Source organism: Bartonella sp. OC68QHHN (assembly GCF_042193875.1).
Lineage (GTDB): Bacteria > Pseudomonadota > Alphaproteobacteria > Rhizobiales > Rhizobiaceae > Bartonella > Bartonella grahamii_A.
This window is the reverse complement of the sequence record NZ_JBHIME010000017.1, coordinates 50143-65302: the sequence shown is the minus strand read 5'-3', so window position 1 is coordinate 65302 and position 15160 is coordinate 50143. Positions and strand designations below refer to the sequence as shown.

The 15160-nt window shown below is 38.0% G+C and carries 13 protein-coding genes; 8 read left to right on the top strand and 5 right to left on the bottom strand.

Features of this window, described 5'->3' with window-relative positions; translation table 11 throughout:
• The first annotated feature begins 156 nt into the window (after nucleotides 1–156).
• On the top strand, nucleotides 157–1551 hold the full coding sequence (locus tag ACFIJ0_RS01465) for a TrkH family potassium uptake protein (protein WP_375644057.1): 1395 nt from the start codon (nucleotides 157–159) through the stop codon (nucleotides 1549–1551).
• A gap of 998 nt (nucleotides 1552–2549) precedes the next feature.
• Here the strand turns inward: ACFIJ0_RS01465 and ACFIJ0_RS01460 are convergent.
• Entirely contained in the window at nucleotides 2550–3638 is a 1089-nt protein-coding gene (locus ACFIJ0_RS01460) for a glycosyltransferase family 4 protein (RefSeq protein ID WP_375623423.1), read from the bottom strand.
• Nucleotides 3639–3655: 17 nt separating this feature from the next.
• Nucleotides 3656–4129 carry a transcription elongation factor GreA gene (gene greA, locus ACFIJ0_RS01455; RefSeq protein WP_007347010.1) on the bottom strand — a complete coding sequence of 158 codons (474 nt, stop codon included), beginning with the start codon at nucleotides 4127–4129 and terminating at the stop codon, nucleotides 3656–3658.
• 338 nt (nucleotides 4130–4467) lie between these two features.
• Between greA and ACFIJ0_RS01450 the strand changes: the two genes are divergently transcribed.
• From ACFIJ0_RS01450 to ACFIJ0_RS01440, 3 genes are all read left to right on the top strand, one after another.
• The gene (locus ACFIJ0_RS01450) at nucleotides 4468–4782 is read left to right on the top strand and encodes an SH3 domain-containing protein (protein WP_375623421.1); all 315 of its coding nucleotides are present in this window, start codon (nucleotides 4468–4470) and stop codon (nucleotides 4780–4782) included.
• A 260-nt stretch (nucleotides 4783–5042) separates the two neighbouring features.
• Nucleotides 5043–7385: an excinuclease ABC subunit UvrB gene (uvrB, locus tag ACFIJ0_RS01445; RefSeq protein ID WP_375644056.1), complete on the top strand. Its 2343-nt coding sequence runs from the start codon at nucleotides 5043–5045 to the stop codon at nucleotides 7383–7385.
• A 728-nt stretch (nucleotides 7386–8113) separates the two neighbouring features.
• Entirely contained in the window at nucleotides 8114–8770 is a 657-nt protein-coding gene (locus ACFIJ0_RS01440) for a BA14K family protein (RefSeq protein ID WP_375623417.1), read from the top strand.
• Nucleotides 8771–8821: 51 nt separating this feature from the next.
• Here ACFIJ0_RS01440 and ACFIJ0_RS01435 read toward each other — a convergent pair whose 3' ends face one another.
• The gene (locus ACFIJ0_RS01435) at nucleotides 8822–9466 is read right to left on the bottom strand and encodes an MBL fold metallo-hydrolase (RefSeq protein ID WP_375623415.1); all 645 of its coding nucleotides are present in this window, start codon (nucleotides 9464–9466) and stop codon (nucleotides 8822–8824) included.
• Between the two features lie 145 nt (nucleotides 9467–9611).
• Here ACFIJ0_RS01435 and ACFIJ0_RS01430 point away from each other — a divergent pair, with 145 nt between their 5' ends.
• The gene (locus ACFIJ0_RS01430; RefSeq protein WP_375623414.1) at nucleotides 9612–10325 is read left to right on the top strand and encodes a response regulator; all 714 of its coding nucleotides are present in this window, start codon (nucleotides 9612–9614) and stop codon (nucleotides 10323–10325) included.
• A gap of 8 nt (nucleotides 10326–10333) precedes the next feature.
• On the top strand, nucleotides 10334–11674 hold the full coding sequence (locus tag ACFIJ0_RS01425; RefSeq protein ID WP_375623412.1) for an ATP-binding protein: 1341 nt from the start codon (nucleotides 10334–10336) through the stop codon (nucleotides 11672–11674).
• 45 nt (nucleotides 11675–11719) lie between these two features.
• On the opposite strand, the gene ACFIJ0_RS01420 is transcribed toward ACFIJ0_RS01425, so the two are convergent.
• Together ACFIJ0_RS01420 and ACFIJ0_RS01415 are read right to left on the bottom strand one after the other, a co-directional pair.
• Nucleotides 11720–12220, bottom strand: a complete 501-nt coding sequence (locus ACFIJ0_RS01420; protein WP_375623410.1) for a YbjN domain-containing protein — start codon at nucleotides 12218–12220, stop codon at nucleotides 11720–11722.
• A gap of 402 nt (nucleotides 12221–12622) precedes the next feature.
• Entirely contained in the window at nucleotides 12623–12868 is a 246-nt protein-coding gene (locus ACFIJ0_RS01415) for an accessory factor UbiK family protein (protein WP_375623408.1), read from the bottom strand.
• A 306-nt stretch (nucleotides 12869–13174) separates the two neighbouring features.
• Between ACFIJ0_RS01415 and lgt the strand changes: the two genes are divergently transcribed.
• Both lgt and ACFIJ0_RS01405 read left to right on the top strand, forming a co-directional pair.
• Nucleotides 13175–14053, top strand: coding sequence for a prolipoprotein diacylglyceryl transferase (gene lgt / locus ACFIJ0_RS01410; protein WP_375644054.1), 879 nt, complete (start codon nucleotides 13175–13177; stop codon nucleotides 14051–14053).
• A complete protein-coding gene (locus tag ACFIJ0_RS01405) occupies nucleotides 14028–15107 on the top strand; it encodes a class I SAM-dependent methyltransferase (protein WP_375623404.1) in 1080 nt (359 codons plus the stop codon). The genes lgt and ACFIJ0_RS01405 overlap by 26 nt, the downstream gene beginning before the upstream one ends.
• The last annotated feature ends 53 nt before the right edge of the window (nucleotides 15108–15160 follow it).

The window sequence follows — 15160 nt, the reverse complement described above, 5'->3', positions numbered from 1 at the left end:
CTAATGTTAAGAATTAATCTTTATCCTATAAAAAGAAAAACGTAAATTCTTATGAGCACCAAACCATAATAAAAAGAGATACAAAGATAGGGAACGGTCATTTTTCAGTTTATTATCAATGTCTGTGCACGTTTTGCGTTAATCATGGGAGGAGCGATGCTTTTGCCAATTTTTGTGGATTTGCATGACAAAAATCGTAATTGGATAATCTTTCTCTATTCTTGTGCCATAACCACCATGTTAGCAACACTGATTCTTTTAGCAACTAAGGGAGCTACTTGTCGTTTTTCAGCACGGCTCGGCTTTATGCTTACTGTTTGTCTTTGGCTAACAGGAAGCATCGTAGGTGCCCTACCTCTTTATCTTTCTCCTCTTCCCATTTCTCTAGCAGGAGCCATTTTTGAATCTGTTTCTGGAATTACAACAACAGGCTCCACAGTCCTTTCTGATCTTGATAATTTATCGCGAAGTATTTTGTTATGGCGTTCTATTATATGCTGGATTGGGGGCATTGGTTTTATAGGTTTAGCCCTCTTGCTTTTGCCTTCGCTACGTGTGGGTGGCGTACGACTTTTTCATATGGAATCATCTGATAAATCTGAAAAAATATTGCCTCGAATCAACCAAATTGCTAACGGAATTATCATCGCTTATGTTGGACTCACATTGGCTTGTATGCTTTCTTATTTTGCTGCAGGCATGAATTTATTTGATGCCATTAACCATGCAATGAGTACAGTAGCAACGGCTGGTTTTTCAACGCATGATGCTTCTTTTGGCTATTTTTCTGATACACCAGCCATCTTAATTATTTCAACAATCTTCATGTTGCTTTCTGCTTTGCCCTTCGTACTTTATGTTAAATTAGTCCTTCCTGGACACTCCAAACGCTTCCTTGACCCACAAGTGATTGTTTTTCTCCATATCGTTCTCCTTTTCAGCTTTGCTTTAGCAGCATGGCTACGATTTTATGATCATCGCGCTTTTCACTTGATTTTCCTTGATGTCATTTTTCACCTTTCATCCATTATTAGCACCACAGGTTACAGCGCTGAAGATTATCAACTTTGGGGACCGTTTGCGCTTGGAATTTTCTTCATTGTTTCTTTTACAGGCGGATGTGCTGGTTCTACTTCTGGTGGCATGAAAATTAATCGCCTCATTATTCTTTGGCGGATTACACAAACAAATATAGAAAAACTTCTTTCTCCGAATGTCGTTGTAAAGGCGCGCTACGATCACTCAAATATATCAAACGATGTCGCTCAAGCCGTTTTGTTTTTTGTCTGTCTTTATATGTTTTGCCTTGTTATCGGCACTGCACTTTTGCTTACAACTGGTCTTGACTTTACCTCTGCCTTTACAGGGGTCTTAACCGCACTTTCAAATGTTGGTCCAGGGTTTGGAGATATTATTGGCCCCGCTGGTAATTTCTCTACAATCAACGATAATGCTTTATGGATTTTAAGTTTTCTAATGTTAGCTGGACGCCTTGAAATCATAACAATATTCGTCCTTTTTATTCCCGCTTTCTGGCGTGAACAATTCTAATGCATAGAGCATTTTATTCTACCATGATAAAAAAGTTGATATAAAAATAATTCGACAAGAACAATCAAATACTCAGAGCTTTCAAAGCCATAACATATAAAACTTCACTTTATTGATCTTCTTTATCAAATAAAGTGGATGCATAGAACATCCTTTTTTACGAATAATCTCTCATGAAAAAATATGAATATTTGCTGATAAAAGTGTTCTTTCTTTAATAGAGTTACATCCTTATAGAAAATAAAATGCTATTATATTACGAATTCACAAGCTTGTAAAAAAACATCTCACAATACTCATCACCCCCATTGCACGACAGCCCTCATGAAAGATATAAATGGGCATCATCATTTTTACTTAAATAATAATAAGGTGCAAATCGGTACTACAAAATAAGATATAAATTAGTAGCACAATATTATTTTTTTCTGTTAATGTCGTAACAGCCTGCATCTCAGACAATTTATAAGAAATCTCTTTACACCTTGTCTTCAATAGTTTTTATCCACCACATGCCTTCTTCCAATTATGATGTGCAAGAGGATAGCTCTCATTGATTTAATATTAACAGATTTGACATGAGAAAATCTTACGATACTCAAAGCTCTTATTCAAATTGAAAAGGTAAATTATCTATAGATAATCATATATATATTGATCTTAGATCTATCTTATTATGAATTTATTAAAAATATATACGACTATTTTATCTATGGATATACCATCATTATCTTTTTTAAGACAAGGAAACGTTTTTTGCTATCTATTTAAGTCTTACAAAACGAATAATATCAGCACGACACTGTATAAGATAGTGCATAAATCTCTAAACTTGAGTTATAGCTTTCCTCTCTCCTAGTATGCTTTATCATAAACCATATATCGCTCTTAAGCGTATACATTTTTAATCTTTTATCCAAAATTTTGTAAAATAACATTTATATCATTGAGCTGTTTTCTTGATAACTATGAAAAACCTTTAAGGAAAACACTTTTTATCATTCCTCAAAAAGATTTTTGATATAAAAATCAAAGTTTTTTTCCGCAAACAGTTCTTTGTAAACACTTTCAATCTTGCTTGCCTCTTTTTCCAAAGGAAAGTGAGTACGAACATGGGTTAAAGCTTTCTTTCCGGCTACCAATGTTTTTTCTACATCAGCAAAATAAGGTTCAATTGCTGCTGTTAAAGCCGCTCCTTCTCCTGCTTGAACGACCGTTCCTGTTCCCTCGACCACCAATTTTTTAAAAATTCCTACATCACTCGCCACTACAGCCGTCTGTGATGCCATTGCCTCCAATGGTGTCAAACCGAAACCTTCCAAACGAGAAGGAGTCACATAAAGTGACAGACGGCGATACCACACAGGTATATCAAGCCTCTCACCAAGAAAAATAATGCGGTCGTTTAAACCAGCTTCAGCAATCTTCTGTCGTAATTTCTTTTCAAAACCATAATGCTGTTCTGTAGTCCGACCAGCAATAATTGCAGTCCAATCTGGATAGCATGGCAGCAGTGCTATCATCGCGTCCACAAACAAATCAGTACCCTTTAAATAGCGCACGCGCCCAAAACATCCTACCGCATATTTTCCTGGAAATCCTGTTGAAGAAAAGCAATCATCAAGAGTCTGTGGGGGTGAAAAACGCCTAATATCCACTCCATGCATAATAACCTTATGAGGCACTTCTAGATAGGTTCCCGTACATACACTCGTAGCGATAACCTTATCCATACGACGAAGCAACCATTTGGTAAAAGGCTTGTGTTTGCGTCGAGATGCCGAAGTAAAGATGAGTTTAAGCTTCATTCGCAAAACATCGCGTAAAAAAACCCCGCAAAGCATCTCAATATTGCGTCGTGCATGCCAAATACGAAATGGCTTCCCTTTCGGACTTTTCCAAAGTCCGAAAAGGTCTCTAAAGGCAAGAGTCGGCAAAGTTTGTGGTAAACCAAATCCCAAAGCGGATATACGCACCCCCTGTTCGCGTTGCAGTGGAATAAGCTGAATAATCGTAGATGTCACTCCCGATAAACGCCTTTTAAAGTGAGGCGCAATAATCTCAGTTTCGTCCAAAGATACACGCATAATAATCCATATGTTATTTAGATGTACTGAACCTTAATGATCTCGTAATTATGCGCACCACCGGGTGCATTCACCTCAATCACATCACCTTCTTGCTTGCCAATGAGTGCACGTGCAATAGGCGAAGAAATAGAGATTTTACCAACCTTTACATCAGCTTCTTGATCTCCTACGATCTGATACACTTTTTTTTCTTCGGTATCCTCATCCAAAAGTTTAATGGTTGCTCCAAATTTTATTTTGTCGCCTGAAAGACGCGAGACATCTATAACTTCTGCTCGAGCGATATAATCTTCAAGCTCATTTATACGCCCCTCATTATGACTTTGCGCTTCTTTCGCTGCATGATACTCAGCATTTTCTGATAAATCACCATGTGCACGCGCCTCAGAAATTGCTTCAATAATTCGCGGACGCTCCTGTTGTTGACGCCAACGCAACTCTTCTTTAAGACTCTCAAAACCAGCTGTAGTCATCGGAACTTTTTCCATAATCCGTCCCTTTCTATTACACGGAAGGTTTAATAAAAACACAAAAAACGGCTTCCAAAATTACTTTTGGAATCCGAAAACTACGATCTTTTTCATTATATAGTACAGTATCGCTATTTTCCATACAAAAATAAATAAAGGAAACAAAACATGCACAAATAGTGATTAAAACATCTCATTTTGGTGTTTAAAACGTTAAACTTCACTCTTCTCTTTAAATTGACCTAAAGAAGAAAGAATTGTATTTTTTTCTATTTTATCATAATCTAGAAAAAGAACTCATATGAGATACGAAGAGAGAAGGATAGAAAATCTCTAAAGAAATTCTTTACAGAAAAATGAAAAAAATCGTCATTTTTTTTATATTTGGCTCTCTCTTTTTCGCCACAACAGTATCTGAAGCTGCAGATGCTTTTGTTACAAGAAATCTTAATTTTAGAACAGGTCCCAGCACTCAGTATGCACGTTGCGGCTTAATCTCTGCTGGAGAATTGGTTTTTGTTAAAAACTGTGCAGGAAATTGGTGCCATATTCGATATAACACTCAAATAGGTTGGGTGTCATCTCGTTATCTTTCATTTAAAGATGGAAATGATCTTTATCACACATACACAATGTCTTTAGTGCCCAAACGTACCGATTATTCTCCATAACAGCCATAATAACTTATGCCATCTTGAATATCATCATGGCAAAAATGCAATAGTGTCCACGAACAACCACAAATATGCCCCTTCCAAAGAAACACTTCGAAGAATTCGTCTCATAGAAAAAACTTGGTCAATATCCTAATGAAAGCTCCAATAAACCAAAATAAATCTGTTCAATAACGTTTTGCTGTTGTCGTAATGAAATTGTAAAAATTAGTGTTTTCTTTAAAATCACCAGCACTTTTCTATCAAAGGATACAACAATGAAAAATGGTGTTACAGCAACCGTAGAAGCTCTTTCTGCTCTAATTGCCTCAGGCAACCCTCTTTTTAAGAATGGCGCATTATGGACACCCCACCGCCCTGTTCGTCCTGAAAAATCTGAAGGTGGTATTCCATTTCAACTTGCAACATCCTTTGAGCCTGCAGGGGACCAACCTAAAGCAATTAAAGCTTTGGTTGAGGGAATTGAGAAGAATGAGCGCACTCAAGTGCTTTTAGGTGTTACCGGCTCAGGAAAAACCTATACCATGGCCAAAGTCATTGAAAAAACACAGCGTCCAGCTCTGATCTTAGCACCAAATAAAACTCTAGCAGCACAACTATACGGTGAATTTAAAAGTTTTTTTCCCCATAATGCTGTCGAATATTTTGTTTCTTATTACGACTATTATCAGCCAGAAGCTTATGTTGCACGCTCTGACACCTATATTGAAAAAGAATCTTCTATTAATGAACAAATCGATCGTATGCGCCATGCTGCCACACGGGCCGTACTTGAACGTGATGACGTCATTATTGTTGCATCCGTATCTTGTATCTACGGAATTGGTTCAGTAGAAACCTATACTGCGATGACCTTGCAAATAAAAAAAGGTGACAAACTCGATCAACAACAATTCCTGACTGATTTAGTTGCCCAACACTATCATCGACAAGATATTAACTTCATTCGCGGTTCTTTTCGTGTCCGAGGAGATACAATCGAAATTTTTCCTGCCCACCTTGAAGATCGAGCTTGGCGTATTTCGCTCTTTGGCGATGAAGTAGAAACAATTACTGAATTTGATCCTCTCACAGGGCAAAAAACAGATGACCTTCAATCGATTAAAATTTATGCCAATTCACACTACGTAACACCACGCCCAACACTCAACCAAGCAATGAAATCAATCAAAGCAGAACTGGTACAACGCCTCGCTGAATTAAACGCAGCTGGACGTCTTTTAGAAGCACAACGTTTGGAACAGCGTACAATTTTTGATTTAGAAATGTTGGAAACTACCGGCTCGTGCTCTGGAATCGAAAATTATTCACGCTATTTAACAGGACGAAAACCTGGTGAACCACCACCAACCTTGTTCGAATATATTCCAAACAATGCTCTTGTTTTTATCGATGAAAGCCATGTAACCATTCCCCAAATTGGTGGTATGTACCGAGGAGACTTTCGAAGAAAAGCAACTCTCGCAGAATATGGTTTTCGCCTCCCCTCCTGTATGGATAATCGTCCTTTACGCTTTGAAGAATGGGATGCCATGCGCCCGCAAACTATTGCCGTCTCTGCAACACCAGGACGCTGGGAAATAGAACAATCTCACGGCACTTTTGCTGAACAAATTATTCGCCCGACAGGACTTGTTGATCCACCAACAGAGGTTCGTCCAGCCAGTAATCAAGTCGATAATGTTGTGAATGAAATTCGTAAAACAATTCAAAAAGGCTACCGCACATTGGTGACTGTTCTAACAAAGCGTATGGCAGAGGATTTAACTGAATATCTCCACGAGCAAGGCATTCGCGTACGCTATATGCATTCTGACATTGACACATTAGAACGTATTGAAATTCTACGCGATTTGCGGCTTGGCACCTTTGATGTCCTCATCGGTATCAACTTGCTCCGAGAAGGCTTAGATATTCCAGAATGTGGTTTTGTTGCCATTCTAGATGCCGATAAAGAAGGTTTTTTGCGCTCTGAAACTTCCCTTATACAAACAATCGGACGTGCTGCACGTAACGTAGATGGCCGTGTCATCCTCTATGCAGATACAATCACTGGTTCCATAGAACGAGCCTTACAGGAGACACAAAGACGTCGACAAAAACAAATAGCCTATAATGAAGAACACCACATCACACCGAAAAGTATCAAAAAAAATATCGGAGATATTCTCAATTCAGGCTATGAAAACAACCATATTCGCACAAATATCCCTGATGTCATCGAGAGAAAAAATATGGTCGGCAACAATTTGGCATCTCATATTAAACACCTTGAAAAATCAATGCATGAAGCAGCTGCTGATCTCAACTTCGAAGAAGCAGCACGGCTTCGTGATGAAATCAAACAGCTACAAAAAATAGAACTAGAAATCGCAGAGAATCCCTTAACAAATCATAGCGAACAATCCACTCGTGAACCCGTGTTACAACCAAGTCTTTTCTCCAAACCAGACCTTGCACACATGGGACCAACCATGGACACTGGTATTTTGAAAAAACAAAAAGGAAAATCTCGAAAAAGTACCCCTAATCAAGCAACAATAAAACGAAAAAAAACGCAACCAACAAAGGAGCAAGAAATTTCAAACCGCCTAAAATAAGCTTTTGCTCTTCTAAAAAACGACTAAAGCTCAAAAGCAAACAGCATTATCCGAAAAATAGATAACCTCAAACATCAAGGATGCTCCAATTTGTCTAAAACAACATAAGAAAGAAAATTTTACAAAAAACGCTTAAAATTATTGACTTTTTAAGCAATTTTTCTTGTTAAACCACGTTATAAAAAATCTCTAAAACTTTAAAAAACTTCTAAACTCTAAAAAACGCAGACAAATTTAAAGAGAATGTCTCATATATATCAAAAAAATTCCTGAAATATATTATCTTTATACATTTATATTCTGATATCCAAATAAATATTATTTATCCTCACAAGAGAATATTCAAACAGGACAGTGTCCTATAACACAAATAAAGTAAAATAAGACTTTATCATAACCCCATAAGCCTATGATGACAAAAACTATAGCTTTTATTCATACGCCTATTGTTCAATTCATATTGTATCAAGCAATAAAAAAATCATTTCTAAATAAAGGGTTTATATCCCATAGTAAACAATCGGGTGCTCTCAATTTAATTAACCTTAAGCAGAGTATATTAATTGAAATCAAAATTTTGTCATGATTTTATTTTATCGTACCTGCAACAGGTTTAATTAAATAGATTTTATTCATTTTGTCAAAATAAAATCAAAAATTGTTCAGACTCTATTCAGTTTGACACGTGTATGATGTGAAAAATGCGAATTTACATAAGGAGTGTCATTATGAAAAAGGTGATCAAGCTAGCAGTATTATCAGCAATGTCAGCCGTAACCGTTTTTATACCGCTAGATACAACGCTTGCAGATATGGCATGGGATCATAGTAACTATGTGAAGAGAAAAATAGATGATACGATAAGGGAAATGAAGAGGAGGGTTGATTTTCCCTTTTACAATTATAGCTCTCATTCTTCTCACAGTAAATATCACTCTTTTGATGATCCCCACAAGCGTCATTATGTCGGCCATAGAAGGACGGAACATCATCATCATCATGTGGAACGCAAGACATACCATTATGTCGAGCGCGAAAAGACAAAACACAGTCATATTCATATAAATAACGGAGGAGATGCTTTAGCAGCGGGCATTCTTGGTCTTGCAGCAGGCGCAATTCTTGGAAAAGTTTTTAAGCAACCAGAACAGCCACAATTTGTTTATCAAATCGCACCACCAAATCAGGTAATTTATCAAGAAGTTCCGCAAAATCAAAGAGTTTATCAGATACCACAAACAGTGGGATATGAGCCATTACAACAATCATGGGAATCTGATTGGCTTAACTATTGCAAGAAAAAGTACCGTTCCTTCAACCCTAAAACAGGAACTTTTCGAGGCAGTGATGGCTTAAATCATGTCTGCTATGCTCCAGTAAATTGAATTGACATTGAGAAAAGCCCGCTCTAAAGCGGGTTTTTGATGCCCTCCCCCTTAAATCTCTTGAAGAAAAGGGTTCCATTGGCGCTCATAACCTATGCTACTTTTGGGTCCATGCCCACAAATAAAATGAACATCGTCGCCTAAGGATAAAACTTTTTCTCGAAGAGACCTCATCAGTTTTTCATGAGAACAGAAGGGAAAATCAGTACGTCCAATAGAACCACGAAAGAGAACATCACCCAAGAGAGCGAAGCGTTCTTTTTCATTGAAATAAATAACATGACCAGGAGAATGTCCTGGGGTGTGAAAAACCCTAAACACATGTCCAGCAAAATGAACGCACTCACCATCTTCTAACCATTGGTCAGGAATACAGATGCAAGCATCAGTGATGCCATAATTTTTTGCGCTTTCGCTCACGGCATCCATCACAGGCTTATCATCGCGATGGGAACCGATAATTTTAACATCAAGCGCTTCTTTCGCTTGCATTGCAGCTCCCACATGATCAAAATGACCATGCGTTATCCAAATAGCCTCAACGATAACGCCATTCTTTTCGATTACGTTTTGAATCCGTGGCCAATCACCACCAGGATCAACGAGAACCCCTACTTTTCGTTCATTATCAAAAAGTAAAGTGCAATTTTGTTGAAAAGGTGTAACCGGAATAATATGTGTACTAAGCTTACCCATGACGTCCTTTTCAAAAGTAAAATTTTTCTAAGTTTATAAGAAGCATTCCCTCTCCCTCTAGAAAAAATAACCTGCTCGACAGCTTTATACAACTTATGTAAACTTGCATTTTGTGTAAACTAAATTTTTGTCAAGGTTTTTAAGAATGGCCGATCATGTTCAAGTTTTGTGTGATGACGCACCTCATCTTCTTGTGATTGATGACGACACTCGTATCCGCAATCTTTTATTTCAGTTTCTCATTAAGAATGGATTTCGTGTTTCAGTTTCAGCCAACGCTAATGAAGCAAGACGACTGTTGGCAAGTTTAGATTTTGATCTTCTTATTGTTGATGTCATGATGCCTGGTGAAAACGGTATTGATCTTACCCATTCACTCCGCCAAACAAAAGATGTTCCTATCTTCATGCTAACAGCTTTATCAGAAATAGACAATCGTATCCGTGGATTAGAAGTAGGGGCAGATGATTATCTGGCTAAACCGTTTGACCCTCGTGAACTTCTCCTTCGCATCAACGCCATTTTACGACGTGGTTTTCCCCTTAGCCAACCCAAAATTGAGCAAATCGTTTTTGGTCCTTATATATTTTCAATTTCACGACGCGAACTCAAAAAAGGAGGAGAAATTATTAAATTAACAGATAAAGAACAAGAAATGATGGTCATGTTTGCCGAAAATGCAGGCGATACAATTCCGCGCCATAAATTCGTGACCGATGACAGCAATAATAGCAATATAAGTGAACGTGCCATTGATGTACAGATCAACCGCCTTCGTCGTAAGATCGAAAAAAACCCAGCACTGCCTATATGGCTCCAAACTGTGCGAGGAATAGGGTATAAACTCTCTATTGAATAGACACAAGAATGATCAAACCTTTAAGATTTTTTCTTCGATGGTTAACGAAAAAAATGCCTAAACGGCTTTATGCTCGCTCTTTGATCATTATTATCGCTCCTATGGTGCTTCTGCAAACGGTCATTGCTTATGTTTTTATGGAACGCCATTGGCAAATGGTAACCGAGCGTCTTTCAACGGCTGTCGTGCATGATATTTCAGCCATTATTGATATTCTTGAAACATATCCACAACAAGATAACTATGAAGATATCAAGCGTATTGCACAACAACGTATGGGATTAAACATTTCTATTTTATCTCCTACCTCCTTACCCCCTCCAGGACCTAAGCCATTTTTTGCAATTCTTGACTATTTTTTAAGTGAGGAAATCACTCGCCAAATTAACCGTCCCTTCTGGATCGATACCGTAGGAGATTCTGACCTTGTTGAAATCCGTATCCACCTTGGTCACAACATCTTACGCGTCTTTGCTCCACGCAGCCAAGCCTATGCTTCCAATACTGCTATTTTTTTAAGCTGGATGGTAGGAACAGCTCTTGTTTTATTGCTAATAGCAATTTATTTTTTGCGCAATCAAATCAAACCGATTCAACAATTAGCTGAAGCCGCAGAAAGCTTTGGACGCGGTCGTCCTTTACCAAAAGGATTTCAACCACAAGGAGCTGATGAAGTCCGTCGTGCAGGCATCGCTTTTTTGCGCATGCGTGAACGTATTGAGCGCCAAATTGAACAACGTACCATGATGCTCTCAGGAGTAAGTCATGATTTAAGAACCATTCTTACACGCTTTAAACTTCAGCTAGCATTAGCAAATACTGACTTTGATATTAAACCGCTTGAGCAAGATGTAAGTGACATGCAAAATATGTTAGAAGATTATCTTGCCTTTGCTCGTGGTGAAGGGAATGAAAGTGTTAAAAGCTTTGATTTAAATGCTCTTATGCAAAAATTCTCCGCCGATGCTCATCTTCACAAACGTCAATTTTCTTACACCATTGAAGGTCCCACAGAAATACAAGTACGTCCCCGTGCTTTCACACGCTTGGTCAGCAATCTTGTATCAAATGCATTTTGTTACGGCACGACCGTTAAACTAACAGCTAACTCTCAACAAGAATCTTTTATATTGATAATCGATGATAATGGACCTGGAATTCATGAAAATATGCGCACAGAAGTTTTTAAGCCATTCTTTCGACTTGATAAAGCGCGAAATCAAGATGCAAGCGGAACAGGACTTGGTCTTTCTATTGCTCAAGACATAGCACGCAGCCATGGTGGCAATATACAATTAGATGAGGGACCACTCGGGGGATTACGCGCTATTCTTGATATCCCCCTATGAGCAATATTTCAGCAAACCGTCTGTAAAAATAACAGACTGTATATTTTAGGCATTCCCTACAGTTTCAAACAAAGTGTACTGCAGTGCCTTGTAAGCACTTTCTCCCGACAAAGCAACCATCTGAAACGCAACATAATGGCTTTCACAGGCTTTAAGTGCATGTATCAACAATGTTTCAACCTGTATATGAGATGGATGCACCCCACCAGCTAAAAGAAGTCCTTGCCGATAAATAACTGAATTATTCCTTTGCCAGTAATCAAAATGCCCCAACAACAACTTTTCATTAATTGCTAGCAATAAGCGCTGTATTTCAGCTGTTCGAGCATTTTTAATAGAGAGATCAAATGAACAAGCCAGATGAAGTGCTTCATGCTCTTCCATCCATGAAAAAGCAAGACGATAATTTGCACGTTTTCCTTCCACACAAACGCTAATTTCATCTTGCGCATCCCGCTCAAACGACCAATCATATTCACAGGCAATCTGTTCGATAAAGTCAACAGGGTGCTCTTTTCTTTCTGTGGCGCAAAATGCAAGCCTCATCACAATCCTCAATCATCTTAAAACATTGTCAACAGAATATAAACCGCCTAAACTGTAACAATATTTTGCTACAATCAGACCCTTTACACCAAACAAATACACACAAAAACATCGACAGTACACAAACACCCAGAACACAATCGCGCTATTTAGGGCAACTTGATAGTTATAAAACGAATCATCAAGTCTTTTCAGTGTATTGATACAATTTCATAGCGCCAGCCCCCCTGATTCAAAAAAATGTATTTTACCCAAAAAAAAATCAAAAATAAACAAATGCTCCGCTCTAACAGACTCAAGATTAAGCATTTTTTAGTTTCATGCATCATATTGAAAAATTGGGGATATTTTTTTGACGATTCTTTTTTAAGAAACTATTTTACTTTTTTGTGTCTGCTTTTTTTAATCATCTTTTTCTAAATCATCAAGGCGCCTTTTCAAATCAGCATTATCAGCATGGACTTTTAGCACCATCTCCTTAAAAGTCTCAAACTCTTCGCGAGAAACAAGATCAAGTTTGTTTGCTATCTTTTCAGCCTGCACACGAAAAGCTGTTCCAGCTTCACGTCGTATACCTTGCGCGACGTCAGCAGCATCTGTTGCTAATTTTGCTAATTCATCAAGAATACGATTTGATCCATTACGCATAACATTTTTCCTTAAATTTTAATTATTGACGCACGCATTATAGCGTATTCTGATAACATTTAGATACTGTAATTTGTTCCTTTTGCCCTATATTTTGTATACTGTGCAGATTTTTCATGACGTTTTTGTTTAAGATTTTTTAATATTCCTTTTATCACCATATTTTTTACCGCGATAAACCAGTGGAAATCTATCCCCCTTTCTGACTAGCCCCCCTATTGACTTGACCATTGTGCATTCATCTGTCATTTCTGACTATCAGAGTCACTTCATATTCATCTCGTATAATTTTAAGATGCTTAATTCATGAACAATCTGTCTTGTCCAGCCATTGCTTTTCCGTCTTTTCTTGATCCTGTCATTATCCAGCTAGGTCCCATAGCACTTCATTGGTATGGACTTGGTTACGTGGTGGGTATTCTTTTTGCTTGGTGGTATGCGCAAAAATTATTAAAAAAAACATCTCTATGGTATAGAGACCACCCTCCTATGGATAAAGAAAAGATCGGAGATTTTGTTATCTGGTCTGCCATAAGTGTTGTTGTCGGAGGGCGCTTAGGACAAGTTCTTGTATGGGATCCCATTTACTATTTTAACCATCCAAGTGCTATCATTGCCATATGGGATGGGGGAATGTCCTTTCATGGCGGACTTATTGGTATTATCATTGCTATGATCTGGTTTGCCCGTAAAAATCATATTAACATACGAGCCATGTTTGATATCATTGCTGCAGGTGCTCCTATTGGTATCGGTATTGTACGAATCTGCAACTTCATCAACCAAGAGTTATGGGGCAATATTACTACACGTCCTTGGGCTGTTTGTTTTCCTCTCGATCCTCACTATCTACCGCGCCATCCAAGCCAGCTTTACGAAGCATTCATGGAAGGATTTCTTCTCTTCATCATCTTGTGCCTTCTTATTTTTGGGTTCAACGCATTAAAACGTCCCAGTACTGTATCAGGAACATTTATTATAGGCTACGCAATAGCACGCAGCATTTCTGAAGTTTACCGTGCACCTCAAGAAGATCCAGAATGGTTTTCAACTCTTTTCCATTCTACTGGTTTTACCTATGGCATGGCTTTATCTCTTCCCATGCTTCTTTTAGGTTTTTATCTTCTTCTCCACGCCTTTAAATATAAATCGACAGAAAATGGACAATCTAAAAGAAAAAATTAAAGAAATTATTGCCCTTAATGGACCAATCACTGTTAGCCAATATATGACGTTGGCACTTACCGATCCTCAATTTGGTTATTATCAAACACAAACACCTTTTGGACGTACCGGTGATTTCATTACAGCACCTGAAATAAGCCAATTATTTGGAGAAATGATTGGGATTTGGACTCTCGCAAGTTGGAACGCTCATGGTTGTCCTCACCCTTTTATTCTAGCTGAAATAGGTCCAGGACGTGGAACTCTCATGGATGATGTTTTGCGTACCATTCAAAAATTATCCACGACAGCATTTAATGCCGCTGAAGTTTTTCTCCTTGAAATAAGTAAAAAACTCGCAGAGGAACAAAAAAAGCGCCTTGCCTCCTATCCAAAACAAATCCATAGCATTGAACGTTTTGATCAAATCCCCTTAAAACCACTCTTCTTAATAGCCAATGAATTCTTCGATACACTCCCCATCAACCAGTATATTAAAATTAAGGGAGAATGGAGAGAACGCCGCATTACAATCGATCAAAATGGAGAGTTCACATTTATTGCTGACCCGCGTAAATTTCCTTCTTCTTGCTTACAATCTTACGATTCTAATGTCCCTGATGGAACAATTTTTGAACATGCGCCCTTACGGCATCAATTTATGCAACACATCAGCAACCGCTTAATACAAAGAAAAGGTTCTGCTTTGCTCATTGATTATGGTGCTGCTGATCTTGCATTTGGTGATACACTGCAAGCGCTGTCAAAACACAGATTCCGTGATATTTTCGATGCTCCTGGTGAACATGATTTAACATCGCATGTTGGTTTTTTCTTTTTAAAAAAAATAGCTCTTGAACAAGGTTGTTTTGCTGAAATTTTCGAGCAAGGAGATTTTCTTTTAAAAATGGGGCTGTTAGAACGCGCAAAACAGCTTGGAGCGAGCAAAAGCGCTACACTGCAAGACAAAATCCGCCAAGATATGGAACGATTAGTCAGTCCAGATCAAATGGGGAAATTATTTAAAGTCTTGTATGTTTGTGATAAAAATATACCACTACCTCCTAGGTTTTAATGACCGGCAATAATACTTATTGACACATGCATCTCATACACCATTCTTACTTT